Source organism: Flavobacterium nitrogenifigens, from assembly GCF_003254565.1.
Taxonomy (GTDB): Bacteria; Bacteroidota; Bacteroidia; order Flavobacteriales; family Flavobacteriaceae; genus Flavobacterium; species Flavobacterium nitrogenifigens.
Genome location: NZ_QJRI01000178.1, coordinates 122874 through 149410, shown reverse-complemented (window position 1 = coordinate 149410; position 26537 = coordinate 122874). Strand labels below are relative to the sequence as shown.

Sequence of the window (26537 nt, the reverse complement as noted above, 5' to 3'; positions counted from 1 at the left end):
CTTTATGCTAAAAAAAGTCGAACCAATTTCTTTAAGAGAAAATGGTTCGACTTTTTTTGTCGGTCGCATACTCAAAATTTCTAAGGCAACTTTGCTTCAAATTAATCGAAACAAGTTTTAAAATTAGAAATCATGAAAAAAGCAAACCTCCTTATCTTTTTATTATTGCCTTTATTTTGTTTGGCACAATCAACATTAAAATTAAAAGGAAAAATAACAAGCCAAACAAAACCTTTAGAATGGGCAGAAATAACAATCTCAAATTTAGAAGGAAAAATTATTGAAGGAACAACTTCAAGTCAAGATGGCTCTTTTGAAATCAATCTTAAAAATGGTTCTTATAAAATAGGGATAAGTCTTTTGGGGTTTACTGATTATGAAAATAAAATTTCCTTAGAAAAAGATACAGATTTAGGGGTTATGACGCTTAAAGAAAACGAAACAAAATTAGTTGAAGTTGTGATTCAGTCTAAAAAGAAAACTATCGAGCAAAAAACGGATCGTTTGGTCTATAATTTTGAAAATAATGTAACCAATGTTGGAGGAGATGCCTTAAGCGCCATCAATAGCGCGCCTGGTGTTGTAGTGCAAAACAATACGATAAATATATTAGGAAAAGGAACTTCGAGGGTTATGATTGATGGAAGAATTATTGAATTAACGGGCGAAGAATTGAATAATTTCCTGAAATCAATTTCGGCAAGTGATATTAAAAATATAGAAATTATAAGTAACCCGCCTGCAAAGTATGAAGCAGAAGGAACTGGAGGTTTGATTAATATAATAATGAAAAAAGGAGTTCGTGATTCGTGGAAAAATACTACTACAGCTTCTTATGATCAAAATAAATATGGAATTTTTACTTTGAGAGATAATTTCTTTTATAATAAAAATAAGTTTCGTCTTTCGGCAAGCGTCAACGGAAAAACGGGATATATGAATATAGAGGAATTTTCAAAAGTATATTTTGAAGACGGAATTTCAAATATGAGCGCAACAACAAAAATGAAAAATGAAAATCTATCAGGGAAATTTGCTTTAGATTATGATTTTTCAGAAAAAACAACAGTGGGTTTTCAATTTATAAACGACAGAAATAATCCAGATTTTCAATCGGATATTGTGATAGACAGATATGATACTCAGAATCAATTAAAAAATTATACCATCAATAAAAGTTACGCAGACAGAGCATCTGGAAGTTTAACGTACAATGCGCATTTGATAACAAAACTGGATTCGCTGAACCGAAAATTATCTTTTGATGTGGATTATTTTAATTACAATTCAAAATTTGATCGTGAGTTTACCGCAAATGACTATTTAGCAGATGGAACTTTTGTTGATGTGAATCAGTCGGGGCGAAATATCTCAAACCAAGATATTCATAATTGGAGTTTTAAGGCAGATATGGAACATCCGCTTCAAGTCTTGAATTTATCTTATGGCGCGAAAATGAGTTTTACAAACAGTGTAAGCGATTTACTTTATTACAACACGATTACAGGAACTCCAGAATTAGATCCTTTACAATCAAACCGATTTAATTACACAGAAAATAATCAAGCGTTTTATGTTAACGGAGATAAAAAAATCAATGAAAAATGGAATTTTCAAGTTGGTTTGAGACTGGAGAACACGCAAACGAAAGGTTTCTCTGAAACTTTAAATCAGGAAACGGTTAATAATTATTTGAAATTGTTTCCAACGGTTTTTGCATCTTATAAGAAAAACGACAACAATACTTTTACCTTAAATTATGGAAAAAGAATCAACAGGCCACGTTTTGATTTATTGAATCCGTTTCGAATTTATATAAGCAGTAATAGTTATTCAGAAGGAAATCCGTTTTTACAGCCTTCGTTTAGTGACAACTTTGAGCTTGGATATTCTTATAAAGAAATTTTGAGAACTACGGTTTTTGTCAATGCAATTACAAACGGCTATGGCGTTTTGTTTACCTCAAATCCAGAAACAAATACACAAATTGTAACCAGAGATAATTATTTTAAAAGTTTGAATTATGGAGTTGGAGAAACATATTCGGCAACTTTTGCAGATTGGTGGACAAGCGAAAATTCTGTGTATTTTTTAGGTGCAAAAACAGAATTTATTAAAGATATCAATGCAACTCCGTCAAATAGTTTGGAAATAGATTTTTCTACAAATAATACTTTTGTATTAGGGAAAAATTCTAAGCTTCAAATTGATTTTAGTTACACGCCACCTTATGAAAATGGTTTATACAAAATAGGGTATACGTCAAGTTTTGATATTGGTTTTAAACAAGATTTGTTTAATAAAACGATGCAAATCGCATTTTTGGCAAATGATATTTTTAATACTTCTTACTTAAAAGATTTTACTTCGGTTGTAAATGGTGTGAAACAGGTTTACGATCAAAACAATAGTAACCGATTTGTGCGTTTGTCTGTGGTTTATAATTTTGGAAATAAAAAGATAAACGTAAAAGAGCGTGCTTTTGGAAATCAGGATGAGAAAAAGAGAGCTAACTAAATTAGATAATTAGAAAATGTGCCAATTAGATAATGATAATTTTCTAATTGGCACATTTCCTAATTGACACATTATAAAAAGAATGCCAATAAAATTCCGAGAACGATCATCGAAACTTTAGCAACATTGAATTTGTGTCCTTCGCTGCTTTCAAAAATAATTGTTGATGAAATATGGAATAAAATTCCAATTACGATTGCCGTTATTTCGGTATAATATTTACTCAAAAAAGGCAAATATTCTGATGCTACTGTTCCTAGTGGCGTCATGATAGCAAATGTGAGCATGAAAGCAAAAATGGCTTTTTTGTTTAAATCTGCATTAATGAAAAATGTTGTTAAGATAACCGCAATTGGCAGGTGATGAATGGCGATTCCGACAGCTAAGCCGTGATGGTGACTTACAGGAAAACCTTCTAGAAAGGCATGAATGCAAAGACTAATAAACAAAAGCCACGGAATCTGAGACATTTTTGCGTGTCCGTGTACGTGTCCGTGCTCGGCGCCTTTTGAGAAAAATTCGAGAACGATCTGGAATAAAATTCCGACCATTATAAAGATTCCGATGTTATGATTGTGCGATTCGTAAACATCAGGAAGAAGATGCATTACGGTTAATGACAATAAAAAAGAACCGCTGAAGGCCAGTAGTAATTTTAAATTGGTTTTGTTTTCGGGTTTTATAAACAAAGCCGCGCCATATCCTAAAAGTACAGAAAATAAGGGTAGTAGATAATTCATCTTTTTGTTTAATCGTTTTTTTGTTTAATCGTTTAATCGAATTTCTTGTTAGTTTGTTTAGCGATTAAACAAATTAACGGTTAAACGATTAAACCTATTTAAAAATCATGATTAATCTTTCGCTTTCGGTTTTATGGAATTTTTTAAGCTTATAGTCTCCAAAAATATCCAGAAGGAAAATTCCAGCTTCGTCCATTAAATCCTGAAAGTCTTTCAAAGTTAGTGCTTTTACTTTTTCTGTAAAATGATATTTTCTGCCTTTGTCTTCAAAATCAATTTCTTTGAAAATATGTCCATCTTCTACATATCTTTTGATGTGAAAATCTATCTCGTCAACGGTTTTTACTTCTTCAGGTACAAGGTTTTCTATAACGTTTGCCACGTTCATGAAATCGATAACCGCAAAACCATATTCAGATAAGCTTTCTTTGATTGCTTTTAAAGTAGTTAAGTTGTCGTCGTCGCTTTCAAAATAGCCAAAACTGGTGAAAAGGTTGAAAATGGCATCAAACTTTTCTTCAAAAGGTTCGCGCATATCGTGCACTTTAAAATGCAGTGTTTCGTTGCTATTTTTACTGGCTTCTACAATACTGTTTTCAGACAAATCTGCTCCTAAAACATCATAGCCCAACTGATTTAAATAAATAGAATGACGGCCTTTTCCGCATGCTAAGTCCAATACTTTTGCTTTTTCGGGCAAGTTAAGGTAGTGCGTTAAATTGTCCATGAAAACCTGAGCTTCACGATAATTACGATCCTTATAAAGAATGTGATAATATGGCGTGTCAAACCATGAAGAATACCAGTTTTGATTATCGTCTTCGTGATTTGGGATTGATGCGTTAGGTTCTTGAGACATTTATTCTATTTCAATTAATTCAAAGTCCGGCAAATTTAGTGTATTTTTGCCGAAAAATAACTATTTCGCTTCGATACGTATTTATACCAGTATAATAAAATGTTATGGCGATTGGCTTTTTTTAATTGAAAAAAAATGGAAGAAAATTTTAAAATGATTGCCAAATGTTTTTTTGGCTTTGAAGAAATATTAGAAAAAGAATTACGCACACTTGGCGCTCAGGATGTTGAAAAAGGTGTGAGAATGGTAAGCTTTAAAGGTGATAAAGGTTTTATGTATAAAGCCAATCTGTCTTTACGCACGGCTCTTAAGGTCTTAAAACCAATTTATTCTTTTAGAGCAAACAATGAGCAAGCTTTGTACAAAGGTATTTCGGGTTTAAACTGGTCAAAATATTTAAATGCGAACCAGACTTTTGTGATCGATGCAACTGTGCATTCTACTTATTTCAATCATTCTGAATTTGTTTCTCAGAAATGTAAAGATGCAATTGTAGATCAGTTTAGAGAAAGAACAGGGCAAAGGCCAAGTATTGATAAACAATATCCTGATTTGCGTATTAATATTCATATTGATAAAGATCAGGTTTCTGTAGCTTTGGATACTTCTGGAGCTTCGCTTCATCAGCGTGGCTACAGAACGGCCACGAATATTGCTCCTATCAATGAGGTTTTAGCAGCCGGAATTCTTTTATTATCTGGCTGGGATGGACAAAGTAATTTTCTTGACCCGATGTGTGGTTCTGGAACTTTCTTGGCAGAAGCGGCTATGATTGCCTGCAATATTCCGGCAAACATCAACAGAAAAGAGTTTGCTTTCGAAAAATGGAAAGATTGGGATAATGATTTGTTTGATACAATTGTGGATAGTTTAATGAAAAAAACTAGAGAGTTTCATTATACAATTAAAGGTTTTGATAAAGCGCCAAGTGCGGTTAGTAAAGCTAAAGATAATATCAGAAATGCCAATTTAGAGGATTATATTAAAGTTTACGAAGAGAATTTCTTTGATACGGAAAAAGAAACAGAAGGAAAACTTCATATTGTTTTTAATCCGCCGTATGATGAACGTTTGGATATTCATATGGAAAGATTCTATGCTAGTATTGGAGACACTTTGAAGAAAAATTATCCAGGAACCAACGCTTGGTTTATTACAGCAAACTTAGAAGCTTTAAAATTTGTCGGATTGAAACCTTCAAGAAAAATCAAACTTTTTAACGGAAGCCTTGAAGCACGTTTGGTGAAATACGAAATGTACGAGGGAAGTAAGAGAACGAAATTTCAAGTCTAAGCTTCTAAGTTACTAAGGTTCTGAGATGCTAAGAATTTTAGCTAACTAAAAAAAGATTGAATAAAATTTAAATAATTAAGTTTCTGTTATTTAAGAATCAAAGGAAAACTTAGAATCTTAGCATCTCAGAACCTTAGCAACTCTAAAAAAAAAATGTCAAAACTACAACTACGCGCTTTTTTATACCAATTGGCAGCTTTTGCAGTCTTATTTCTTCTATTTAGATATTTGATTGCGGCTTATACAGGATTAACTGGAATCTGGATTCCGATGACGGCATTTGTAATCGGGACTATTATTGGACCTAAATTCCAGGCTGTGAGAACCAAAGACGGTGAAAAACTTTTTATGAAATGGCTTTTTATAAAAGGAATTAAAGAAATCGGATAATCTTAAAAAATATATGAGGAAAATTGGACTTATTGGCGGAATCAGCTGGGTTTCTACATCTGATTATTATACTTTGATTAATAAAGGAATTAATGAAAAACTCGGCGGATTAAATTTCTCCGAATGTCTAATTTACTCTTTTAATTATGCCGATATTAAAAAGAATAATGATGCTAACGATTGGGATTCGACTTTTAATATGCTTTTGAAAGCTGCAGAAGTTTTAAAATCGGGCGGGGCAGAAGCGATTCTTTTATGTGCCAATACCATGCATGTCATTGCTGATCGATTGCAGCAGGCAATTGATATTCCTCTTATTCATATTGCAGAAGAAACGGCGGTTGAAATTCAGAAGAAAGAACTGAAAAAGGTTGGTTTGCTTGGAACAAGATTCACAATGGAATTAGATTTTTTCAAAGATAAACTGGCTGAAAAAGGAATTGAAACGATAATTCCTGAAAGTGAAGAAGTAAAAAATTTTATTCACTACACTATTTTTGAAGAGTTAGGAAGAGGAATTGCAACAGAGGAAACGAAAAAACGTTATTTAGAAATTGCCAATGAATTGATAAAAAACGGAGCAGAAGGAATCATTTTAGGATGTACCGAAATTCCGCTGGTAATAAAAGAAGGTGACTTAAATGTCCCAATTTTTGATACTGCTTTAATACATACGCAAGCAGCAATTAATTTTCAGTTAACTTAGTTTAGGTGCTGAGGTTCTAAGCTACTAAGGTTCTAAGTTTTAATCTTAATAACATAAAAAGGGGTAAATTCAAATTTGAATTTACCCCTTTTTTTTATGTTTAATATATAAACCTTAGAACCTTAGTAGCTTAGCATCTTAGCGCCTAAAAAAAAACTATTTTTTCTTCTTTGGCTCTTCTTTCTTTGCCATTTCAGACGCCATGGTTTTTTTCTTGTAAATAGGAATAAAGTAAGAAACCGTGTAGTTGAAACCAATTCCGAAGCTTCCGTCATAAGTCCTGTTGAATCCTGGGATATAAAGGTTTTCAAAATTATTAGGCTCTTTGTTGGTTGTCAGAAGTTTAAGCTGTACGCCAAAACCAACAAAGACGTTTCTGAAAACTTGCGCTTTTAATCCCATTGCAACCTCGATCCAAGTTGCTGTAAGTCCGTTGTATTTTTGACCTTCTGTTATTGGAGGCAATTCTCCCCAATACGGATTTGGATTATAGATTTTGTAATTAATTAGTTCTTGACTAAAAGTACTGAAACCGCCACGCAGTCCTATTGTAATTAAGTTTTCCATATCCAGCCAATTTTGATAAAGATTATAATCAAAACCTGCTTTTACATAAGTTCCATTTGCCGAAGACGTTAATCGGTCATCTTCGGTCGTTTTGTCTTCATAACCTAATTCTGCCGCTATATAATACTTTTTTGTCAAACGCCAGTCTCCAACAAATTCCACTCCTTTATAATCTTTATCATAAAGTCCGCGGGTTAGTTTGTACAAGTCGACACCAACACGAAGTCCGTAGCGGTCTGTTTTTACAACGCTATCTTTTGGAACTTCCTGAATTTCTGGTTTTGCTGTTTTTACAGTTTTTTCTGTTTGAGGCTTTTTAGTCGCTGTTGTATCTTTATTTTTAGAAATCTCAGGCACATCCTGAGCAAAACCTAAAAACATTGAAAACAATAATGAAAGACTAAAAATAAACTTTAATGTGTGTTTCATTTTCAGATTCAATGTTAGGGTTTTCTAAATCAACTTCGGTCATCCAGAAAGTATCTCCGTCTGGATCAGTATGTATAAAAGGAGCAACGTTTGTTAACTGAAAAATAGTTTTAAATCCGCAAGCTCTTGATACATATACATTTTGTGTCGTATAATTGAATTTTATAACATCAGTGTTGATCGTTGTAGGCGTTTCACTTAGAGAGTTATAAATAAACTTGAAGGTTGTTGTCTTGTCATTTACTTTTAAGGGAATCATTACGGTACTCGCATTGGTTACATATCGTAATGGATCGTCTTCGGCAAGATTTTCATTAAAAACAATTCCCTGATCCATTTTGTCACCAATAACTTTTAAATTGCTTACATTTTTAGTTTTTGACGGATTCGCAATATCATAAAATGTAATCACCAATCTAGGTGTAGTTGGCGTATTGGCATCGCAGATATCATCTTTCTCGCAGCTAGATAAGCCAAAAGTAAAGAGCAGTAAAAGAGAGATTAGTTTTTTCATCTATTTTTTATCGAAGTTCTAAAAGTACAACATTTTCAACATGATGCGTCTGCGGAAACATATCTACAGGTCTCACACGCGTTACTTTGTATTTTTCATCCATTAAAGCTAAATCACGTGCCTGAGTTGCAGAATTACAGCTTACATAAACGACTCTTTTTGGAGCAATTTTTAAAATTTGCTCTACTACATCTTTATGCATTCCATCACGAGGCGGATCTGTAATAATAACGTCTGGTTTGCCGTGCTGTGCAATAAAAGCTTCGTTAAATACTACTTTCATGTCGCCAACAAAAAACTCGCAATTTGTAATATTATTGCGTTCTGCATTGGCTTTTGCATCAATAATTGCTTCTGGAACGCTTTCTACTCCAATAACTTTTTTGGCTTTTTTAGAAACGAATTGAGCAATTGTCCCTGTTCCTGTATATAAGTCATAAACAGTTTCGTTTCCTGTAAGATCAGCAAAATCTCGTGTTATTTTGTATAATTCGTAAGCTTGATCAGAATTAGTCTGATAGAAAGATTTAGCATTAATGCTGAATTTTAAACCTTCCATTTCTTCCAAGATATAATCTCTCCCTTTATAAAGAACAACGTCTTGATCGTAAATAGTGTCGTTTTGCTTGCCATTTACCACATATTGCAATGAAGTAATCTGAGGGAACTTCTCGTATAAATGATCAAGGATTAATTCTCTGTTTTCTTTGTCGTCTTCAAAGAACTGAATTAAAACCATAATTTCTCCTGTAGAAACAGTACGAATCATTACCGTTCTTAATAATCCAGAATGTTCTCTCGGATTAAAAAACGCTAAATTATGTTCGTTTGCAAAAGCTCTGATTTCATTACGAATCGCATTTGAAGGATCTTCCTGTAAATGACATTTGTTGATGTCCAGAATTTTGTCCCACATTTTCGGAATATGAAAACCTAAAGCGTTTCTGTTTCCTAAATCTTCAGTGCTTCCAATTTCTTTTTCGGTAAGCCAACGACTGTTAGAAAAAGAAAATTCCATTTTATTTCTATAGAAAAACTGTTTCTCAGAACCTAAAATATCTTCAAATTCCGGAAGCTCTATTTTTCCTATTCTTTGTAAGTGATTTTTAACTTCATTTTGTTTAAACGCAAGCTGTTGGCTATATTTCATATTCTGCCATTTACAGCCTCCGCACACCCCGAAATGTTCGCAGATTGGCTCTACTCTATATTCGGATAATTCATGAAATTTTACAGCTTTACCTTCGTAATATGCTTTTCTCTTTTTTAATGTCTGTACGTCCACAACATCTCCAGGTACCACATTCGGAATAAAGATAACTTTTCCGTCAGGTGCTTTGGCTACTGAAACGCCTTTTGCACCAGCATCAAGAACTTGAATTTGATGAAAGACAACTTTGTCTGTATTTTTTCTTCCCATAGCGCAAAAATAAGCCTTTGAAAACTTTTACAAATTTAATTTTTGAAAAAATTTAGAAATTCTTCAAAATATTAGTTTAATTGGCTATAAAAGTTAATTTTGTTTAAGCAATTACCCCAGTAAAAAGAGCTATTAACCTATTGCTTATTCTCGTCTTTTTATGAAGTTGTACCATAAACTCTCGCAAATCGGCTTTCTTAAAAAAAGTTATGCATTCAAATTTTTGTTTGTTGCTTTTATTGGTATTCATATTCCTTTAATTGGAATTTTGTTTTTTGTTTTATTTTTTGAGCATGAGGTGTCATCGACTTCAATTCTTATTTTTTCTTTAATCATGACATTGCTTGCAACGGCAATAACGCTTTTGGTTTTAAACAAGCTGATTAAACCTATTGCAACGGCATCAAAAGCTTTGGACGATTATAGAACTTCAAGGAAAGTGTCTTCTTTGCCAACAGAATATGTAGATGAAGCGGGATTGCTTTTGTGTAATATTCAAGAATCTATTAATGAAGCCGAAAATTTTATTAATGAAAAACAGGATTTAATCTACATGCTTTCGCACGATTTGAAGAATTTTGCTGGAAATCCGCAAGGTTTGGCGCAATTGATCATTAGCGAAAATCCATCAGAATCGATTAAGAATCTGGCCGAATTGATTTGCGAATCGACTGATCTTCAATTTAGATATATAGAGAATTTTATCAAACTGCTCAAAGAACAAGACGATGTTGCAAAAGTAAATCAAGAAGCGAAGATGATTTCATTTTATAATATTCTTCCTTTTATTAATGAACAAGTAGAACAGCGATTGTTGGATAAAAATATTAGACTAGATTTAATAATAGAATGTTCAGAAGCTAAACTGAAAATAGATGAGGGACTTTTGGTTCAGGTTTTGGTGAATCTGATTAGCAATGCAGTTAAGTTCTCTTATTTTGAAAGCGAAATAAAAGTCAGAATCTTTTCAGAGAATTCAAAATTGATTGTAACGGTAAAAGATCACGGAATAGGCTTTGATAAAAATCAGATTGAAGAATTATTTAAAAAGTTCACCAAAATGAGTCGACTTGGAACTGCAAGCGAAGGTTCTACGGGAATTGGACTTTATTTGTGCAAAAAAATCATTGAAAGAAATAAAGGACAATTGACAGCATCTAGTAAAGGAAAAAATAAAGGCGCAGAGTTTAGAATTGAATTTGATATTTAAAAGAAAAAAAAAGCTGTTAAGATTTTAGTCTAACAGCCTTTTTAGTTTTTTAATGCAATACAATATCGTACGATAATTGCGGTTTTCCATCAACACATTTTACGCCTGTTGGCTGTACAACCATATTATCGCAAAGCATTATAATATTCCATTTTTTATTAAAGTCAGCATAAGATTGCGCATATGCTTTTACTTTGTCTAAGAAAACTTTTGTATCTGTTTTCTTAGAGTAAATAATGTAGCTATTTCCGCCACAAACCGTTGTTGTAGGGATACTTGCAACTCCCCAATCATTAGGATCTGTACACTGTTGGGTATTAATGCCAGAAAGCTGCGTGATTTCCTCATACATTCGGTCCAACTTTGCTTTCTCTTGTTCTTGAGTAGTTGAAGAATCGTCATTGTTGCAAGAAATAAACATTAATGACAGGACGAATAATATAAAACTTAATTTTTTCATGGTTCATGATTTATGGTTAGTTTTATTATTAGATGTGCTGATAACGAAAAGGTTGCGTTTAAGCGGTAAGAAAAATTTTCTTTAGGATTTTAAGATTTTAAGATGCTGAAATTATTGCGAATTTCAACATCTTAAAAAACTTTTATATAAGTTTTACCAAAGCTGATGAACTGAAGGTTTGATCAGGTTAGTGTAAATTTTGTTCATTGCAGCAATCTGTTCTGAAGTTAATTTTGGAGTATCGTAAACCGATAAATTCGATAGAACGTGTTCTGTTTTTGATGCGCCTGGAATAATGCAGCTTACTTCATCAAAACTCAAAATCCATTGAAGGGCTATAGCTGCGAGATTTTTTGATTCAGGAAATAAAGCTTTTAGTTCTTCAACAGCTTTTAAACCTAATTCGTAATCAATTCCAGAGAACGTTTCGCCTTTATCAAATGCTTCTCCGTTACGATTAAAGTTACGGTGATCCTGAGGTTCAAAAGTTGTTTTTGAATCAAATTTACCTGTTAAAAGTCCGCTTGCCAGTGGAACTCTTGCAATGATTCCAATGTCTTTCTTTTTAGCTTCTGAGAAAAATAACTCAGAAGGGCGCTGGCGGAACAAATTGAAAATAATCTGAACTGTCGTTACATTAGAATATTCAATTGCTTTTAAAGCTTCTTCAACTTTTTCAACACTTACTCCAAGATTAAGAATTTTTCCTTGATCTTTTAATCGGTCAAAAAGTTCAAATATTTCTGGTCGATAGTAAACTTCTGTAGGAGGGCAGTGTAACTGAATTAAATCAAGTGTTTCTAAGCCAGTTCTTTTTAGACTGTCTTCAACAAATTTCTGAAGTACTTTAGGAGTATATCCTTCATTAACATGCGGATTTATCTGGCGTCCGCATTTTGTGGCAACAAAAATTTGTTCAGAGCGAGAACGAACGATTCTTCCAACGGCAGTTTCGCTTAATCCGTTTTCATAAACATCGGCAGTATCAATAAAGTTTATGCCATTGTCAATAGCCGTATTCAAAAGTTCATCGGCTGTTTTATCATCAAAACCCGATCCCCATTTTCCGCCAACTTGCCAAGTGCCAAGCGAAATTTCGGAGATATTGAAGTTTGTTTTTCCTAGTTTTCTGTAGATCATTTTTTTTCTTTTGAGGTTCTAAGTTTCTAAGGTTCTGAGGTGCTAAGTTTTTTTGTAGCTTCTAAGTCTCTAAGATTCTGAGATGCTAAGATTTTATATTCATAATTCTTTAAAAAACTTAGAACCTTAGCATCTCAGAACCTCAGAACCTTTTTTAATCAAATAAATCCGAAGACAAATAACGATCACCGCGATCGCAGATAACAGCAACCACAACTCCAGATTCTAACTGTTCGGCGATTTTTAATGCAACTGCAACAGAACCTCCGCTGCTCATTCCTGCAAAAACACCTTCTTCAAGAGCCAGTCTTTTAGTCATCGCGCGCGCTTCTTCCTCGCTAACATCGATAACGGTATCCACTTTAGAAGCATCAAATATTTTTGGGAGGTATTCCTGTGGCCATTTGCGGATTCCAGGAATCTGAGAGCCATCGCTTGGTTGAGCTCCAATAATCTGAACATTTGGATTCTTTTCTTTCAAATAAGTCGAAGTTCCTATAATGGTTCCCGTTGTTCCCATTGCTGAAACGAAATGCGTTACCGTTCCGTCGGTATCATTCCAAATTTCTGGTCCAGTTGTTTTGTAGTGTGCTTTCCAGTTGTCGTCATTAGCAAACTGATTTAACATCAGATATCCGCCTTGAGCGACTTTTTTATCGGCATAATCTCTAGAGCCAATAATTCCTTCGCTTGCGGGCGTAAGAATCACTGTAGCGCCATAAGCACGCATAGTTTGAGTACGTTCTTTGGTTGAATCTTCCGGTAAAACCAATTCGATTTCGATGCCAAATAATTGAGCAATCATTGCCAAAGCAATTCCTGTATTTCCGCTGGTTGCCTCAATTAATTTATCTCCTTTTTTGATGTCACCTCGTTCCAGTGCCGCAGCAATCATATTGTAGGCAGCTCTGTCTTTTACGCTTCCCCCGGGGTTATTTCCTTCCAGTTTCAGTAAAAGTTTTACATTTTTATTTTTAACTAGATTGACAGTTTCCATCAAAGGAGTGTTGCCAATTAAGTTTAACAATTTATGTGAATTCATTTTATTTTTTTTCTTTTATTTTGACTTCAGTGGTAGTAGTGTTGGTTACAATAGAGTTTTCAGGAATCGATTTTGTAATCCAGGCATTTCCTCCAACAATACTGTTTTTTCCAATTACAGTTTCTCCGCCTAGAATAGTTGCATTGGCATAAATGCAAACATTGGCTTCTACAGTTGGATGTCTTTTGGCATTTTTCATTTCTTTGCTTACGCTTAATGCACCAAGCGTAACCCCTTGATAGATTTTCACATGTTTTTTAATAACGGAAGTTTCACCAATTACGATACCTGTTGCATGATCGATAAAAAATGGCGATGCAATATTAGCTCCTGCGTGAATATCTGTACCTGTGATTCTATGCGCATATTCACTCATTAGTCGAGAAAAAAGCAATAAATCGAGATGATATAATTCATGACTTAATCTGTAAATTGCGATGGCATAAAATCCGGGATAACCCAGATAAACTTCGTCAATACTGTTTGAAGCGGGATCATTTTCAAGAATATATTCGGCATCCTGATTTAGCTTTTCTAGAACTTCAGGAAGTTTCTCTAAAAAACGATCCCAAATAGATTCACATAAATTTTGAGGTTTTTTGCATGCCAAGACCGCGATTTCTTTAAAACGAAACTCTAATTCATCAATGCTCTCGTCCAACGCTGCATTAGAATCAAATAGCGTGTAAAAAAGCTTTTCTGTAAAGTCTTCCGTCTTGGTTTTAATGCCGTAATTTATGTGTGAATGGCTCTTTAAAGCTCTTATATTTTGTATGATGTTTTCTTTTGTCACAATGGTAAAAATGAATGAATAATTTTGGAACGTTAAAAGTAAGGCGTTTTTTGGAAATAAAATCACGATTTAACGAAAGAAATTTTCTTTGCGAGGTTTGATTTGTGATAAAAAACGAATTGTAAACTGTTCTTTTTTATGCAATTCTTAAGAAGTTTATTGCGTAAATTAGCTTTTAAAATATACTAAAATGAAAAACAACCAAACATTTAAAAGTGATATTTCTGGCATTTCTTTTCCTGAAAATGAAAAAATATACGGAAGAGCAATTCATGATCCTATTTTAGGACTGATTAAAAAAGAATATCCTGATTTTGATGCTGAAGACTGTATTTCTATAAATGAATTAAATGTTTACCGTCAAAAATATATTTCAAATTATCTTTCTTCTGAAATTGGAGCACTTTCTGCAATGGAGAAAAATGTTATTTCTTCATTGAAAGAAGATAAATCGATTGTGAGCATTGTAGAAGAAGAGGAGGAAACGAGAAATCTAGGACAGATAGTGGCTGATAAAGTGGCTGATTTTGGAGGAAGCTGGACTTTTATTATTTCTTTCGTGGTTTTTATTACGGTTTGGATTGGTTCAAATGTTTTTATTTTCTTAAACAAAGGATTTGACCCTTATCCATTTATTCTCTTAAATCTAATTTTGTCTTGTGTGGCAGCTTTGCAGGCGCCCGTAATTATGATGAGCCAAAACCGTCAGGAAGAGAAGGATCGTAATCGTGCTAAAAAAGATTTTATGATTAATCTAAAATCAGAATTGGAGATTAGATTGATTCATGATAAAATTGACCATTTAATTATGCATCAGCAACAGGAATTAATCGAAATTCAGAAAGTTCAAATTGAGATGATGAATGATATTTTGGATCAGATAAAAAAATAAAGGTTGTTTAAAATTCCAAAATTAAAATTCCAAATTCCAAAAAGAGCAGAGTGATTTTTAAAAATCTAAAATCTAAAAATAAAAGTGTTTAAAATAGTAACCGCCAAGCATAAAAAATAGGTTTATAATGGCCATTCTCCAAATCAGTTTTTTGTAATTTTTGGATTTATCTAAGAAATGAAAGGCAATAAAAATGAGGAGTAAAAGGCAAGTATAAATGGCTGGATACATTTTAAAAGCCGCTAAAAATTCACCTTGAAAAAGTAAGAATAGAGAACGCTGAAATCCACACCCTAAACAGTCAAAACCAAATACGGTTTTGAACAAGCAAGGAATCATATATTTCTCTAAACCCATGGTAACTCTTTTTTGCAATTTTACTAAAAAAATATGACAAACGGCTGAAGTAGTATAGAAGTACTATTTGAAAGTTTTATACTTTTGAAATCTTAAAATAAGGATGGGATGAAAACTTTTAAAATTATAATAATGATTCTTGCGATTTCGGTTGCGTTATACGAGCAGGTTTCGGAAGAAAAAAACATCTATATCATGATTGCTGCAATTGTAGTTTTCATGTTTGGAATGATGCAATTGAGTGCAAAAACACCAAGTAAAAATAAAGATAAAGAGGAGTAGGATGTTGGTAAAAGGAGACAAGGTTTCGGTATTAGATGAAGCCATAAACGGAACGGTGGTTTCGGTTAAAAATAACGAGGTTTTGATTGAAACTGAAGATGGTTTTATGATGACATTTTTAGTCAACGAGTTACTTAAGATTCAAGAAACCAGTAATTTAATGAATTCTATTAAAAGAATTAATTTAGATGAAGTTTCAAAAGAGAAAACGGAGCCAAAACCGAGAAGTTTTGTTAAAGAAAAGAAGGATAAACGTGAAGTCGGCGTTCCAGAATTTGATTTGCATATCGAAAAATTGGTTCCAAATAAACGCGGAATGTCGAACTATGATATTTTAACTTTACAAACGGAAACGGCAAAAAGGCATATCGAATTTGCAATACGAAGCCGCATTCCAAAAATCGTTTTTATTCATGGCGTCGGCGAAGGAATTTTAAAAGCCGAACTTGATTTTTTATTGGGTCGTTATGACGGAATTGATTTTCAAGATGCCAATTATCAAAAATATGGCCTTGGAGCTACCGAAGTTTATATAAGACAAAACAATAAATAAAGGAGTTTTTTAAACGTAAAATGCTTCGTTTAAAAGCATGAAAAAACGTCTGTTTTTTGATTCGATTTAGTTGTAAAATCATCTCAAAAAACAGACGTTTTTTTGTAAGAATTATTTCTGTTGATTTCTTTTTAGAAACCGATGTTTTTAGTTAGTAGCTGCTCTGTCAATTTTTCCTAGAACGAAATGGCTTCCTAATTTAAAAGTGCTATTTCCTTTTTGTAAAACTACGTTTCTAAGTACTATTGTATGCTCGTAAACTTGCTGCCCGATTAGAGCAGTGGTTACTTCTATAATTCCGCTTACATTAGCAACTCCAAGTTGGCCTGTCCATGTCTCCTCAATTGCAGGTGCTGACGGTTGTAATTTTGCGCAAACAAAAGCTGGTGTTATAGATCCAGTTTCTGCTTTTGCAGTTTTATAAAACACTTTGTTTTGTGTCGCTGTTATCAAACTGGTACGCGGTTGGTCGCTCGGCGTAACAACATTAACAAGCAAAGCAGGATCTATATCATCAATAGATAAATAGAATGTATTGTTGTAGTTGTAAACTCTAGCAACTTCATCACACTCATACGCCGAACCATTAGGATTGGTTTTGAAAGTTAGATTGGCTGGATCTACTTTAGTTTTATAAATTCCAAACTCAAATTCAGGTTCTATTTGTGGCCCTGACGGTTTATTGAATGTAATATTTTTGAAGATAATACTATGTGTATATCCTGTTATTCTTGTACCATCGTCAGTTTTGTTTGGTTCTTCATTTTGAGTTGTTGAAATCTCAATTATACCATTTGTTCCAATCCATTCTTCAGTTACTTTTGGGGTGCTTGGAGGGATTATACCGCAAATATTTTCTTTTGCAACAGCTCCGTCATAAGCTCTATAAACCACATTGTATTCTTGTGTTTTTGGATCTATAGTGTAAATATAGTCTCCTGGATCATTTTTAATAGTTCCTTCTGGCATTTGAAATAAGAGAGCTTCCTGAGGTTTAAGTTTATAAAGCAAGGTATTTGTTGTAGGGTCACAAGCTTGAGACTCTGCAATATCGTCAAAATCTATTGTATCTACAGTCAAATCTCCGTCATCGCATCCGTTTAAAAAAAGAGCAAATAGTAGGAGGGCAGCATATTTTTTCATGATAAAATTTATTTGGGTCAAAAATAGTGAAAAAAATGCCAAATGATATTTAAGATTTGCCAATTGATATTTGTTAACTTTGCAACAATGAAAAAAGTATATCTAGATAATGCCTCAACAACAGCAATGCGTCCTGAAGTAATTCAGGAAATGACAAAAATAATGCTTGAGGATTACGGAAATCCGTCTTCTACACACAGTTTCGGAAGAAACGGTAAAACAATATTAGAGCTTTCAAGAAAAAGCATTGCCAAACATCTCAATTGCACTGCCCAAGAAATCATTTTCACTTCTGGCGGTACTGAAGCCGACAACTGGATTCTGCGCTCTGTTGTAGAAGATTTAAAAGTTGAAAGAATCATTACTTCAAAAATTGAGCATCATGCGGTTTTGCACACCGTTTGGGCGCTTCAGGAAGAATACAGTATTCAAGTTGATTACGTTAATGTAAACACGGACGGAAGTCTAGATTTAACACATTTATCAAATTTATTGTCCAATGAAAAAAAGACAATAGTGAGTTTAATGCATGTAAACAACGAAACGGGAACTATTTTAGATTTAGATCGCGTCAGTTTGATTTGCAAGCAGTATAACGCGTTATTTCATTCAGATACGGTTCAGTCTATTGGAAAAACTGAAATTGATCTTCAAAAGACTCCGATTGACTTTATTTCGGCTAGCGCACATAAATTTCATGGGCCAAAAGGAATTGGATTTGCTTTTGTTCGAAAAAATTCTGGTTTACAGCCATTGTTTTTTGGAGGAGAACAAGAAAAAGGATTACGAGCTGGAACAGAAGCTGTGCATCAAATTGCCGGAATGGCAAAAGCTTTATCTATTTCATACGAAAAATTAGATGAAGAAAGAACTTATATTTTGGGAATAAAAAATTATCTGATAGAGCAGTTAGAAATTCATTTTCCAGATTTTAGAATCAACGGAAAGAAAAATGATTTTTATAATATCATCAATATTATTTTGCCTTTTTCGCCAGACAAAACTTCGATGCTGCTTTTTAGTTTAGATATGAAAGGAATCGCAGTTTCTAGAGGAAGCGCTTGCCAGTCTGGGAGTATAAAACCTTCACATGTTTTAAACGAAATGCTTTCGGAGACCGATTTAAAATTGCCAAATCTCCGAATTTCTTTTAGTCATTATAATACCAAAGAAGATATCGATTGGCTAATTGAGAGTTTGAAAGCGGTCTAAGTTGCTAAGCTAAGTTGCTGAGATACTAAGGTCCTGAGATTCTAAGTTTTTTTAACCGCGAAGCACGCTAAGAATTACGCAAAGGTCGCTAAGATTTTTTTACAGCTATAAAAATGAAAAAGTTCGCAAAGTTTTTTGATAAAGCTTTGCGAACTTTTTTTAAATCTATTTAGATTCTCAATAAAAGCTTCTTTGCGACCTTTGCGTAATTCTTTGTGTGCTTTGCGGTAAAACTATACTCAAAGTTTTTTCAAAAACTTGAAACCTGAAACTTGAAACAAAAAAAAAACTATTTTCGAATTACTTTTACCTGAGAATCCTTAGTTAATTTGATAATCGTTGAAGATTTTCCGTTGACTTTGTCTTGATTTAATTTTACCACATAATCAACGCCATTGATAATTTCTGGACTAATGTCTTTGAAGCTTTGCGGTGTTGGCTGTCCGGAAATATTAGCTGAAGTAGAAACCAAGGGTTTTTTCATTCTTTCCATCAATTTGTAGCAGAAAGGTTCTTTTACCAATCTAACTCCAAGCGATTTATCGGCCGCAATAATGTTTTGCGCAACGTTTCTGGCATCGTCTAAAATTAAAGTAGTTGGTTTTTCAGATAAATCCATAATTTGCCATGCAACTTCTGGGATATCTTTAAAAACGTTGTACATCATTTTTTCACTATTCATTAAAACAATCATGCTTTGAGTTTCTGCCCGCTGTTTTAATTTGTAGATTTTAGCAACAGCATCGGCATTTGTAGCATCACAGCCAATTCCCCAAACCGTATCGGTTGGATAGAGAATAATACCGCCTTCTTTTATTACCTCGAAAGCATTGTGAACTTCAGTATTAATATCTTGAGTCATAATTTGATAATGTTTGATAATGGCAGTGAAAAAAATTACTGTATTTGTGTGTTTATAATTTGTGTTATTTTTTCTAAATCTTCTTGTGCTATTCCAACATACAGCGGAAGACATAAAATTCGAGATGCAATAGATTCAGATATTGGCATTTCTTTTCCTTTGGTGTAATCAATCGTATTCAAAGAAGGATAAAAATAACGCCTTGGTATAATATTTTCTTTGGCTAAAGCTTCTATGACCTTTAGTAAAGTTTTTTCAGAATCAAAAATAGCAGGATAATAACTGTAGTTCCATTCTGTGTTTTCTCTTATTTTTAAAATTTTTACCTTTTGTAAATCAAGATTTTTGTTATAAAAATCAACTACTTTTTTTCTCTCTGCAAAAATATGATTTATATAAGGAAAAACTGCTAGTCCCATTGCTGATTGTAATTCAGAAATTTTAGCATTAATTCCTAGTCCATGAAAAGCCAGAGGGCCATTGTGACCAAAATTATGGCTGTAATATAATTTATGGTACGTTTCAGCATCGTTGCAAAACATTGCACCGCCTTCGCCTGTATGGAATATTTTGGTAGCATGAAAACTACATGTGCTTACATCTCCATAATTAAAAACAGATTCATTGTTGTATTTAACGCCAAAACAATGCGCCGCGTCATAAATCACTTTTAGATTGTGCTTTTTAGCGATTTTTTCAATTTCAGTTACATGACACGGATTCCCAAAAACATGTGTCGCCAGAATTGCTGTAGTTTTAGAAGTTATGGCAGCTTCTATTTTGCTTTCGTCAATAGTCAAATAATCGGGATCAATATCTACAAATACAGGAGTGCAGTTTTCCCAAACTATAGCTGCTGATGTTGCAACATACGAAAATGGAGTCGTGATTATTTCACCTCCGTTTCCAAAAAGCTTTAATGCAATTTGAATAGGGATTGTACCGTTATTAGTAATAATTATAGAAGAACTGTTTAAAAACGTTTTCAGTTTTTCTTCCAATTCAATGGTGAGTTCGCCTCGATTTGTAAGCCACACTTTATCCCATGCGCGTTTTAAGTAAGAATTGTATTCTTCTTGCGGAGGAAGAAAAGTTTTGGTTACAGCAATCATTTTATTACAGATTTAGTGCGTTTAATTTATCTTTAAGGGTAACTATTGTTATATTTGTGCGGTAAAATTAGGAAAAGAAACCTTAATTTTTGATATAACTAAATATTATAACATTTTAAGAATTAAAACTTCTAGATAACAGTATTGGCTGACAGTGTGTTAGATTTTTTGATGATGTTAAAAGAATGTTTTTTTGATATTTGGTGTAATTAATGTTAAAAAAGAACACAAAATAAATTTAAGAATACTATGGAAATCAATGCCTTTTTGAAAAATTTTGCAGATATTTTAGATGATACAGATGCCGCTCTAATTACACAGGAAACTGTTTTTAGAGATTTAGACGAATGGAATTCGTTGACTGCTCTTTCATTAATAGCTATGGCAGATGAAGAATATGATGTAAAATTAACAGGAGATGATATTAAATCTTCGAATTCTTTAAATGACATCTTTGAAATTATTAAAAATAAAGGATAATTAAATGGCAGCTTTTTCAGTAAATGGTGTTGCAGTAAAAGGTATTGCGTGTAGTGTTCCGAAAAATAAGGAGCTCAATGTGGACCTTAATATACTGACACAAGAAGAAATTCAAAAATTTATTGAGGCAACCGGAGTTGAAGAACGACGTATTGCCCCAAAAGATCTTTGTACGTCTGATTTATGTTGTGAAGCTGCTAATAAATTAATTACAGATTTACATTGGCAGAAAAACGAAATAGAAATTCTGGTTTTTGTTTCGCAGACTGCCGATTATATTTTGCCTGTTTCTGCGGCCATACTTCAGGACAGATTGGGACTTTCTACAGACTGCATCGCTTTTGATGTGCCTTTGGGATGTTCTGGTTATGTTTACGGAATATCTATTATTGCTGGAATGATGAAAGCTTCTGGTTTAAAGAAAGGACTTTTATTAGCTGGCGATACCAGCAGTAAATTGCTTTCGAAAACCGATAAAAGTACTGTGCCGCTTTTTGGAGATGCAGGAAGTGCTACAGCTTTTGAATTGGATGAAAATGCAGAAAGTTTACAGTTTGATTTAGGTACAGACGGTTCAGGCTATAAAACGATTATGATCAATGATGGGGGCGCAAGAAACAGAATTAATTCTGACTCTTTAATTTATCAAACAATTTCTCCAGGAATTGAAAGAAATGCATGTCAGCTTATTTTAGATGGTATGGATGTTTTTGGTTTTGGTATTTCACAAGCACCAAAAACAGTTAATAAACTTATCGAAAAATTTGAAATCGATAAGGACAATATCAATCATTTTGTATTTCATCAGGCCAATTTGATGATGAATAAAATGATTGCCAAAAAATTAAAATTACCTGCAGAAAAAGTACCTTATTCATTAAAAGAATTCGGAAATACTTCTTCTGCTACAATTCCGTTAACAATAGTTACGCAGTTAAAAGACAATTTAGGCAATACTTCTCAAAGTTTAATACTATGTGGTTTTGGCGTTGGTTTATCTTGGGGAACAGCTAAAGTAAGTCTTGATGATGTTGTGATTTCAGATTTAATCGAAATATGATAAAGAATTTAAATTACATAGACGAAGAAATTTACCTCAAAGAGAAGTCTTTATTTTTAAATGAATCTTGGATTTTAGCCGCGCACAAAAACGAACTGTTAAATAATAATGATTTTGTAACTTTTGAGTACTACGAAAATAAAATTTTTATTCAAAATTTCAACGGTGCAATAAAGTCTTTTCAAAATGTTTGCCTTCACAGATTTAATACCATTCATGAAGAACCTTTTGGAAATCGTGTCTCGTCTTGTTTGTATCATAATTGGACATACGGAAAGAAGGGAAATGTAATTGGTTTAATGTGTCGGAATTCATTTGAAAGAGATCATATTAACGAATTGAAATTAAAAGAATATGAAGTAGCTGAATGTGGCGATTTTATATTTTTAAAATTGAATGACCAATTCAAGGACACTTTAGAAGAATATTTAGGAAATATTTATACGCCGCTCAAAGAAATAAGCAAACACTTTGGATCAAAAACAATTGATTATTCTATTGAGCATAAAGTAAACTGGAAACTTCTAGTTGAAAATGTTTTGGAATGTTATCATTGCACAGCAGTACACGAAAACTCATTTGCAAAAATGGGATTTGGTTCGTTACCGCCAGAAAAATTTGATTTTTATAATGCGCACAGTTGGTGCGAATTTCCAAAAGGAGAAGATGTAAAGCCAAATAAAATTATAGAAAAAGCCCTTTCTGCAAGAACTTTCAAAACACAGGGGTATCTTCATTTTCATATTTACCCAAATGCTTTTGTAAGTACTGTTGAAGGAAAAGGTTTTTATTTAGGTTTTATGCTGCCGCAATCTCCATCTAAAACCATTTTAAGAGTTCGTTATTTTGCTACAAAATTTGAAAAAGAATTAAGTGAATCAGAACAGAATATTATTGATTTTATTAATAACAGTTCAAATGAATCTTTGGATTTGGTTTTAAATGAAGATAAAAAAATCATTGAAAGCGTACAGTCAAATCTGGTAAACTTTAAAGACCATTCGCCAATATTTGGTGAAGAAGAATTTAGGATTTTAAAGTACTACGATTATTTAAACACAAAACAAGAATTAAAATAACAACAATGAACCCATTTGATTTATTAGGAAAGAAAATTTTAGTAACCGGAGCCTCTTCTGGAATTGGCTTTGAGACTTGCCGTGCCATTGTAAGACAAGGTGGTACTTTTATCGCTGTGGCAAGACGTGTTGATTTTCTTGAAAAATTAATTGAAGAATGTGGTAATCAAAATAGTTTTATAGCTGCCGATTTATCTCAGATGGACGATATAAAAGCTATTGTAGATGCAATTGAAAACATCGATGGAATTGTTCATTCGGCTGGAATTGTTTCTTTGGCTCCAGTTAAGTTCTATTCGGAGCAGTTAATGAACGAAATGAGAAGTATCAATTTTGATTCGATTACCTATCTAGTTAATTTGATTTTTAAAAAGAAAAAAATAAACAAAGGAAGTTCGATTGTTTTGGTTTCATCTGTTGCAGGTTTATTTGGAATGAAAGGAAACGGAATTTATGCTGCTACTAAAGGAGCGCTAATTGCGATCTCAAAAGTTTGGGCAAATGAATTTGCGGTGAGTAAAACTCGTGTAAATTGTGTTTCGCCTGGTATGGTAAAGACAGAAATAACCTCAAAATCTATAGAAAATTTATCTCTCGAAGTGATTCAAGAAGACGAAAAGAAATATCCGCTGGGTTATGGAACGCCAGAACAGGTTGCAGACCCAATCGTATTTTTACTTTCAGATGCTTCAAGCTGGATTACGGGTCAGAATTTAGTTTTAGATGGAGGAAGAACTTCAACAATATAAATCAAAGATGAAAGCGAATATAAAAGCCATTTCGTATTATCTGCCTGAAGCGGTTTTGTCAAATGATTTAATCAATAGGGATTTTCCAGAATGGGATATTGAAAAAATAAGCTCAAAAACAGGGATTAATTCCCGTCATATAAGTGCTTCAGACGAGTTTTCATCAGATATGGCTGTAAAAGCAGCTGAGAAGCTTTTTGCAGAACATAGCATTGATAGATCGACTATTGATTTTTTATTGTTCTGTACGCAGAGTCCAGATTATTTTTTGCCTACAACAGCTTGTATTATTCAAGAAAAGTTAAGTTTAAATACTTCAATAGGAGCTTTAGATTATAATTTAGGATGTTCTGGTTTTGTATATGGATTAAGTCTGGCAAAAGGATTAATCGCTGGTGGAATGGCTAAAAATATTCTATTAATTACATCCGAAACGTATTCTAAATTCATTCATCCGAAAGATAAAAGCAATAAAACCATTTTTGGAGATGCCGCAGCTGCGACGCTTATATCAAGTGAAAAAGGCTTTTGTTCTATTGGTGATTTTATTTTTGGTACAGACGGAAAAGGAGCTGAAAATCTTATTGTAAAACAAGGCGGAATGCGTTTTCCAGTTTCAAATAGTAATGACATTGAAGATGAGTTTGGAAACATCCGAAACGATAAAAACCTATACATGAACGGAACAGAAATTTTCAATTTTACAGGAGAATTTGTTCCTAAACTTACCGAATCAATTCTGGAAAAGTCTAATTTGTCAAAAGATGATATCGACCTTTTTATTTTCCATCAGGCCAATAAATACATGTTGAACCATTTAAGGAAAAAGATAAAAATTCCGGAAGATAAATTTTTCATCGCCATGGATCATTGCGGAAATACCGTTTCATCGACCATTCCTATTGCTGTTTATGAAGCTCAGAAACAAGAGAAGTTAACGGATATAAAAAATGTGGTGCTAGCAGGTTTTGGCGTGGGATATTCGTGGGCAGCCTGTAATTTAATAATAGAATAATGAAGAATTTAATAATTGTAGGAGCGAGAGGTTTTGGTAGAGAAGTTTATGATCTAGCCACTCAGTGTGCTGGTTTTAATATAGAGTATGTTGTAAAAGGATTTTTGGATGATAAGTCTGATGCTCTAGAAGGATTTTCAAACTATCCACAGATATTATCTTCTGTAGAAGATTATAAAATAGAGGAAAACGATGTTTTTGTCTGCGCGATGGGATCTGTAAAATGGAAAAAACATTATGCAGAATTAATTCTTGCAAAAGGAGGGAAGTTTATCAATTTAATTCATCCTTCGACAAAATTAAATACCAATGCCGTTGTAGGAACTGGTTTGCTTGTTTTTATGTATGCTAACATTAGCAATGATTGTATTATAGAAGATTTTGTAACGATACAAGGTTATGTAGGTTTAGGGCACGATACAAAAATATGTAAATGGGCACATGTAAGTTCCTATTCTTTTACAGGCGGTTTTGTTGTTTTGGAAGAAGAAGTAACCTTAAACACAAGAGCTACAGTATTGCCAAACATTATTGTCCGAAAAGGAGCTACGGTTGGTGCCGCGAGTCTGGTTATTAAAAATGTCAAAGAAAACACGACTGTTTTTGGTATTCCAGCTAAGAAAATTGAATTTTAAATTAAACCTCTTTAAGTAATTTACAGATTATCAATATTAAATTACTGAAATAATCACTTCATGAAAGATCAAAATAGCATTATTTTAAACGGGAAAGACTATACAGAACAGCCTTTAGTCAGCATTTTATGTGATGCTTATAATCATGAAAAATTTATTAAAGAAGCCCTGGACGGTTTTCTAAATCAGAAAACAACTTTTCCTTTTGAAATAATTGTCCATGATGATGCTTCGACAGATAATACACCTTCTATTTTAAAAGAATATGCAGAAAAATATCCGCAGATTGTTAAATGTATTTTACAGAAGGAAAACCAATATTCTAAGAAAGTAAATTTTTGGAGTGATATCACTTTTCCTATGGCAAAAGGAAAATATATTGCGTTATGCGAAGGTGATGATTATTGGATTGATGAGTTCAAACTACAGAAACAGGTTGATTTTTTAGAAAACAATAACGATTATGTAATTGCATGGACAGATTATCTTAATAGAAAAGATACTCAATTAGTTCCGAATGATTTTAAAGATACTTTGCCGGAAGTTTATACAATAGATTTTAATACTATTTTCCAGCCTTACTGTACATATACATTAACTTGTGTTTTCAAAAAAGAGGCAGTTGATCCATTAGATTATAAAAAATTTAAGTACGGAAAAGACAATACACTTTATGCATTGGCATTATGCCACGGAAAAGGAGCTTTTATGAATTTTCAAGGTGGCGTTTATAGATTGCATTCTGGAGGAGTGTATTCTTTAAAAACACCATTTTTTCAACGTTATTCATCATATTTAAATATTAAAGAAATATTCGAAAATATCCCTCAATCTAGAACTGCGAATATTAAAAAAGTGATGACTTCTTTGTTAAAAGCTTCTGCTGTTGAAGCTTTAAAACTTCGAAAGCATGATGAGTTTAAAAATGCTGAAGAGCCTAGAAAAGCGATTGATGAATTTTTACAACAAGCATCTTTACTGGTGAAAATTAAATTTTTATGGCGTTACATAAAATCAAATACATAA

29 protein-coding genes are annotated in these 26537 nt (G+C 33.0%); 16 read left to right on the top strand and 13 right to left on the bottom strand.

Annotation, left to right across the window (positions count from 1 at the left end; all coding sequences use genetic code 11):
* Nucleotides 1-132: 132 nt before the first annotated feature.
* Entirely contained in the window at nucleotides 133-2517 is a 2385-nt protein-coding gene (locus tag DM397_RS16415) for a TonB-dependent receptor domain-containing protein (RefSeq protein ID WP_111378573.1), read from the top strand.
* Nucleotides 2518-2588: 71 nt separating this feature from the next.
* Here the strand turns inward: DM397_RS16415 and DM397_RS16410 are convergent, their stop codons facing one another.
* Nucleotides 2589-3257, bottom strand: a complete 669-nt coding sequence (locus tag DM397_RS16410) for a ZIP family metal transporter (protein WP_111378572.1) — start codon at nucleotides 3255-3257, stop codon at nucleotides 2589-2591.
* Between the two features lie 94 nt (nucleotides 3258-3351).
* A complete protein-coding gene (locus DM397_RS16405; RefSeq protein WP_111378571.1) occupies nucleotides 3352-4116 on the bottom strand; it encodes a class I SAM-dependent methyltransferase in 765 nt (254 codons plus the stop codon).
* Between the two features lie 135 nt (nucleotides 4117-4251).
* On the opposite strand from DM397_RS16405, the gene DM397_RS16400 reads away from it, so the two are divergent.
* The 3 genes from DM397_RS16400 to DM397_RS16390 all read left to right on the top strand — a co-directional run bounded on the left by DM397_RS16400 (nucleotide 4252) and on the right by DM397_RS16390 (nucleotide 6505).
* A complete protein-coding gene (locus tag DM397_RS16400; protein WP_111378570.1) occupies nucleotides 4252-5409 on the top strand; it encodes a THUMP domain-containing class I SAM-dependent RNA methyltransferase in 1158 nt (385 codons plus the stop codon).
* Between the two features lie 153 nt (nucleotides 5410-5562).
* Nucleotides 5563-5799 (top strand): hypothetical protein, encoded by a 237-nt coding sequence (locus DM397_RS16395; RefSeq protein ID WP_111378569.1) that lies wholly within the window; start codon nucleotides 5563-5565, stop codon nucleotides 5797-5799.
* Between the two features lie 13 nt (nucleotides 5800-5812).
* Nucleotides 5813-6505, top strand: coding sequence for an aspartate/glutamate racemase family protein (locus tag DM397_RS16390; RefSeq protein ID WP_111378568.1), 693 nt, complete (start codon nucleotides 5813-5815; stop codon nucleotides 6503-6505).
* A 156-nt stretch (nucleotides 6506-6661) separates the two neighbouring features.
* On the opposite strand, the gene DM397_RS16385 is transcribed toward DM397_RS16390, so the two are convergent.
* The 3 genes from DM397_RS16385 to rlmD are packed head-to-tail and all read right to left on the bottom strand — an operon-like array spanning nucleotide 6662 to nucleotide 9435.
* Complete coding sequence (locus tag DM397_RS16385) at nucleotides 6662-7501, bottom strand: DUF6048 family protein (protein ID WP_111378567.1); 840 nt, start codon at nucleotides 7499-7501, stop codon at nucleotides 6662-6664.
* Nucleotides 7473-8015: a DUF6452 family protein gene (locus DM397_RS16380; RefSeq protein ID WP_111378566.1), complete on the bottom strand. Its 543-nt coding sequence runs from the start codon at nucleotides 8013-8015 to the stop codon at nucleotides 7473-7475. Before DM397_RS16380 ends, DM397_RS16385 begins: the two co-directional genes overlap by 29 nt.
* A 7-nt stretch (nucleotides 8016-8022) precedes the next feature.
* The gene (rlmD, locus tag DM397_RS16375; protein WP_111378565.1) at nucleotides 8023-9435 is read right to left on the bottom strand and encodes a 23S rRNA (uracil(1939)-C(5))-methyltransferase RlmD; all 1413 of its coding nucleotides are present in this window, start codon (nucleotides 9433-9435) and stop codon (nucleotides 8023-8025) included.
* A gap of 334 nt (nucleotides 9436-9769) precedes the next feature.
* On the opposite strand from rlmD, the gene DM397_RS16370 reads away from it, so the two are divergent.
* The gene (locus DM397_RS16370) at nucleotides 9770-10645 is read left to right on the top strand and encodes a sensor histidine kinase (RefSeq protein WP_239457870.1); all 876 of its coding nucleotides are present in this window, start codon (nucleotides 9770-9772) and stop codon (nucleotides 10643-10645) included.
* A 49-nt stretch (nucleotides 10646-10694) separates the two neighbouring features.
* Here DM397_RS16370 and DM397_RS16365 read toward each other — a convergent pair whose 3' ends face one another.
* From DM397_RS16365 to DM397_RS16350, 4 genes are all read right to left on the bottom strand, one after another.
* Entirely contained in the window at nucleotides 10695-11105 is a 411-nt protein-coding gene (locus tag DM397_RS16365; protein WP_142479053.1) for a hypothetical protein, read from the bottom strand.
* A 153-nt stretch (nucleotides 11106-11258) separates the two neighbouring features.
* On the bottom strand, nucleotides 11259-12245 hold the full coding sequence (locus DM397_RS16360) for an aldo/keto reductase (RefSeq protein ID WP_111378562.1): 987 nt from the start codon (nucleotides 12243-12245) through the stop codon (nucleotides 11259-11261).
* A gap of 154 nt (nucleotides 12246-12399) precedes the next feature.
* Nucleotides 12400-13287: a cysteine synthase CysM gene (cysM, locus tag DM397_RS16355; protein WP_111378561.1), complete on the bottom strand. Its 888-nt coding sequence runs from the start codon at nucleotides 13285-13287 to the stop codon at nucleotides 12400-12402.
* A gap of 1 nt (nucleotide 13288) precedes the next feature.
* Nucleotides 13289-14080, bottom strand: coding sequence for a serine O-acetyltransferase (locus DM397_RS16350; RefSeq protein ID WP_111378709.1), 792 nt, complete (start codon nucleotides 14078-14080; stop codon nucleotides 13289-13291).
* A gap of 190 nt (nucleotides 14081-14270) precedes the next feature.
* On the opposite strand from DM397_RS16350, the gene DM397_RS16345 reads away from it, so the two are divergent.
* Nucleotides 14271-14972, top strand: coding sequence for a DUF1003 domain-containing protein (locus tag DM397_RS16345; protein ID WP_111378560.1), 702 nt, complete (start codon nucleotides 14271-14273; stop codon nucleotides 14970-14972).
* A 72-nt stretch (nucleotides 14973-15044) separates the two neighbouring features.
* Here the strand turns inward: DM397_RS16345 and DM397_RS16340 are convergent, their stop codons facing one another.
* The gene (locus DM397_RS16340) at nucleotides 15045-15311 is read right to left on the bottom strand and encodes a DUF2752 domain-containing protein (RefSeq protein ID WP_239457873.1); all 267 of its coding nucleotides are present in this window, start codon (nucleotides 15309-15311) and stop codon (nucleotides 15045-15047) included.
* A 126-nt stretch (nucleotides 15312-15437) separates the two neighbouring features.
* On the opposite strand from DM397_RS16340, the gene DM397_RS23950 reads away from it, so the two are divergent.
* Entirely contained in the window at nucleotides 15438-15611 is a 174-nt protein-coding gene (locus DM397_RS23950; RefSeq protein WP_167511682.1) for a hypothetical protein, read from the top strand.
* A gap of 1 nt (nucleotide 15612) precedes the next feature.
* Nucleotides 15613-16164 carry a Smr/MutS family protein gene (locus DM397_RS16335; protein ID WP_111378558.1) on the top strand — a complete coding sequence of 184 codons (552 nt, stop codon included), beginning with the start codon at nucleotides 15613-15615 and terminating at the stop codon, nucleotides 16162-16164.
* 147 nt (nucleotides 16165-16311) lie between these two features.
* Here the strand turns inward: DM397_RS16335 and DM397_RS16330 are convergent, their stop codons facing one another.
* Nucleotides 16312-17307 carry a hypothetical protein gene (locus tag DM397_RS16330; RefSeq protein ID WP_111378557.1) on the bottom strand — a complete coding sequence of 332 codons (996 nt, stop codon included), beginning with the start codon at nucleotides 17305-17307 and terminating at the stop codon, nucleotides 16312-16314.
* An 87-nt stretch (nucleotides 17308-17394) separates the two neighbouring features.
* Between DM397_RS16330 and DM397_RS16325 the strand changes: the two genes are divergently transcribed.
* Entirely contained in the window at nucleotides 17395-18519 is a 1125-nt protein-coding gene (locus tag DM397_RS16325; RefSeq protein ID WP_111378556.1) for a cysteine desulfurase family protein, read from the top strand.
* A gap of 289 nt (nucleotides 18520-18808) precedes the next feature.
* Here the strand turns inward: DM397_RS16325 and DM397_RS16320 are convergent, their stop codons facing one another.
* Both DM397_RS16320 and DM397_RS16315 read right to left on the bottom strand, forming a co-directional pair.
* Nucleotides 18809-19381 carry an L-threonylcarbamoyladenylate synthase gene (locus tag DM397_RS16320; protein ID WP_111378555.1) on the bottom strand — a complete coding sequence of 191 codons (573 nt, stop codon included), beginning with the start codon at nucleotides 19379-19381 and terminating at the stop codon, nucleotides 18809-18811.
* Nucleotides 19382-19416: 35 nt separating this feature from the next.
* Nucleotides 19417-20493, bottom strand: coding sequence for a DegT/DnrJ/EryC1/StrS family aminotransferase (locus tag DM397_RS16315; protein WP_111378554.1), 1077 nt, complete (start codon nucleotides 20491-20493; stop codon nucleotides 19417-19419).
* 249 nt (nucleotides 20494-20742) lie between these two features.
* Between DM397_RS16315 and DM397_RS16310 the strand changes: the two genes are divergently transcribed.
* From DM397_RS16310 to DM397_RS16280, 7 genes are read left to right on the top strand one after another with little or no spacing between them, the layout of a single operon-like run.
* Nucleotides 20743-20973 carry a phosphopantetheine-binding protein gene (locus DM397_RS16310; RefSeq protein ID WP_111378553.1) on the top strand — a complete coding sequence of 77 codons (231 nt, stop codon included), beginning with the start codon at nucleotides 20743-20745 and terminating at the stop codon, nucleotides 20971-20973.
* Between the two features lie 4 nt (nucleotides 20974-20977).
* A complete protein-coding gene (locus DM397_RS16305; RefSeq protein ID WP_111378552.1) occupies nucleotides 20978-22033 on the top strand; it encodes a 3-oxoacyl-ACP synthase III family protein in 1056 nt (351 codons plus the stop codon).
* The gene (locus DM397_RS16300) at nucleotides 22030-23112 is read left to right on the top strand and encodes an aromatic ring-hydroxylating oxygenase subunit alpha (protein ID WP_111378551.1); all 1083 of its coding nucleotides are present in this window, start codon (nucleotides 22030-22032) and stop codon (nucleotides 23110-23112) included. The genes DM397_RS16305 and DM397_RS16300 overlap by 4 nt, the downstream gene beginning before the upstream one ends.
* A gap of 5 nt (nucleotides 23113-23117) precedes the next feature.
* Nucleotides 23118-23861 (top strand): SDR family NAD(P)-dependent oxidoreductase, encoded by a 744-nt coding sequence (locus DM397_RS16295; protein ID WP_111378550.1) that lies wholly within the window; start codon nucleotides 23118-23120, stop codon nucleotides 23859-23861.
* A 7-nt stretch (nucleotides 23862-23868) separates the two neighbouring features.
* Nucleotides 23869-24876 (top strand): ketoacyl-ACP synthase III, encoded by a 1008-nt coding sequence (locus DM397_RS16290; protein WP_111378708.1) that lies wholly within the window; start codon nucleotides 23869-23871, stop codon nucleotides 24874-24876.
* Nucleotides 24876-25511: a PglD-related sugar-binding protein gene (locus tag DM397_RS16285; RefSeq protein WP_111378549.1), complete on the top strand. Its 636-nt coding sequence runs from the start codon at nucleotides 24876-24878 to the stop codon at nucleotides 25509-25511. The genes DM397_RS16290 and DM397_RS16285 overlap by 1 nt, the downstream gene beginning before the upstream one ends.
* Before the next feature lie 60 nt (nucleotides 25512-25571).
* A complete protein-coding gene (locus tag DM397_RS16280) occupies nucleotides 25572-26537 on the top strand; it encodes a glycosyltransferase (protein ID WP_111378548.1) in 966 nt (321 codons plus the stop codon).

What these genes read in the sequence shown, in the direction of transcription:
- DM397_RS16415 (WP_111378573.1), top strand. Translation starts at nt 133, where the DNA reads ATGAAAAAAGCAAACCTCCTTATCTTTTTATTATTGCCTTTATTTTGT.
- DM397_RS16410 (WP_111378572.1), bottom strand. Translation starts at nt 3,257, where the DNA reads ATGAATTATCTACTACCCTTATTTTCTGTACTTTTAGGATATGGCGCG.
- DM397_RS16405 (WP_111378571.1), bottom strand. Translation starts at nt 4,116, where the DNA reads ATGTCTCAAGAACCTAACGCATCAATCCCAAATCACGAAGACGATAAT.
- DM397_RS16400 (WP_111378570.1), top strand. Translation starts at nt 4,252, where the DNA reads ATGGAAGAAAATTTTAAAATGATTGCCAAATGTTTTTTTGGCTTTGAA.
- DM397_RS16395 (WP_111378569.1), top strand. Translation starts at nt 5,563, where the DNA reads ATGTCAAAACTACAACTACGCGCTTTTTTATACCAATTGGCAGCTTTT.
- DM397_RS16390 (WP_111378568.1), top strand. Translation starts at nt 5,813, where the DNA reads ATGAGGAAAATTGGACTTATTGGCGGAATCAGCTGGGTTTCTACATCT.
- DM397_RS16385 (WP_111378567.1), bottom strand. Translation starts at nt 7,501, where the DNA reads ATGAAACACACATTAAAGTTTATTTTTAGTCTTTCATTATTGTTTTCA.
- DM397_RS16380 (WP_111378566.1), bottom strand. Translation starts at nt 8,015, where the DNA reads ATGAAAAAACTAATCTCTCTTTTACTGCTCTTTACTTTTGGCTTATCT.
- rlmD (WP_111378565.1), bottom strand. Translation starts at nt 9,435, where the DNA reads ATGGGAAGAAAAAATACAGACAAAGTTGTCTTTCATCAAATTCAAGTT.
- DM397_RS16370 (WP_239457870.1), top strand. Translation starts at nt 9,770, where the DNA reads ATGACATTGCTTGCAACGGCAATAACGCTTTTGGTTTTAAACAAGCTG.
- DM397_RS16365 (WP_142479053.1), bottom strand. Translation starts at nt 11,105, where the DNA reads ATGAAAAAATTAAGTTTTATATTATTCGTCCTGTCATTAATGTTTATT.
- DM397_RS16360 (WP_111378562.1), bottom strand. Translation starts at nt 12,245, where the DNA reads ATGATCTACAGAAAACTAGGAAAAACAAACTTCAATATCTCCGAAATT.
- cysM (WP_111378561.1), bottom strand. Translation starts at nt 13,287, where the DNA reads ATGAATTCACATAAATTGTTAAACTTAATTGGCAACACTCCTTTGATG.
- DM397_RS16345 (WP_111378560.1), top strand. Translation starts at nt 14,271, where the DNA reads ATGAAAAACAACCAAACATTTAAAAGTGATATTTCTGGCATTTCTTTT.
- DM397_RS16340 (WP_239457873.1), bottom strand. Translation starts at nt 15,311, where the DNA reads ATGATTCCTTGCTTGTTCAAAACCGTATTTGGTTTTGACTGTTTAGGG.
- DM397_RS23950 (WP_167511682.1), top strand. Translation starts at nt 15,438, where the DNA reads ATGAAAACTTTTAAAATTATAATAATGATTCTTGCGATTTCGGTTGCG.
- DM397_RS16335 (WP_111378558.1), top strand. Translation starts at nt 15,613, where the DNA reads ATGTTGGTAAAAGGAGACAAGGTTTCGGTATTAGATGAAGCCATAAAC.
- DM397_RS16330 (WP_111378557.1), bottom strand. Translation starts at nt 17,307, where the DNA reads ATGAAAAAATATGCTGCCCTCCTACTATTTGCTCTTTTTTTAAACGGA.
- DM397_RS16325 (WP_111378556.1), top strand. Translation starts at nt 17,395, where the DNA reads ATGAAAAAAGTATATCTAGATAATGCCTCAACAACAGCAATGCGTCCT.
- DM397_RS16320 (WP_111378555.1), bottom strand. Translation starts at nt 19,381, where the DNA reads ATGACTCAAGATATTAATACTGAAGTTCACAATGCTTTCGAGGTAATA.
- DM397_RS16315 (WP_111378554.1), bottom strand. Translation starts at nt 20,493, where the DNA reads ATGATTGCTGTAACCAAAACTTTTCTTCCTCCGCAAGAAGAATACAAT.
- DM397_RS16310 (WP_111378553.1), top strand. Translation starts at nt 20,743, where the DNA reads ATGGAAATCAATGCCTTTTTGAAAAATTTTGCAGATATTTTAGATGAT.
- DM397_RS16305 (WP_111378552.1), top strand. Translation starts at nt 20,978, where the DNA reads ATGGCAGCTTTTTCAGTAAATGGTGTTGCAGTAAAAGGTATTGCGTGT.
- DM397_RS16300 (WP_111378551.1), top strand. Translation starts at nt 22,030, where the DNA reads ATGATAAAGAATTTAAATTACATAGACGAAGAAATTTACCTCAAAGAG.
- DM397_RS16295 (WP_111378550.1), top strand. Translation starts at nt 23,118, where the DNA reads ATGAACCCATTTGATTTATTAGGAAAGAAAATTTTAGTAACCGGAGCC.
- DM397_RS16290 (WP_111378708.1), top strand. Translation starts at nt 23,869, where the DNA reads ATGAAAGCGAATATAAAAGCCATTTCGTATTATCTGCCTGAAGCGGTT.
- DM397_RS16285 (WP_111378549.1), top strand. Translation starts at nt 24,876, where the DNA reads ATGAAGAATTTAATAATTGTAGGAGCGAGAGGTTTTGGTAGAGAAGTT.
- DM397_RS16280 (WP_111378548.1), top strand. Translation starts at nt 25,572, where the DNA reads ATGAAAGATCAAAATAGCATTATTTTAAACGGGAAAGACTATACAGAA.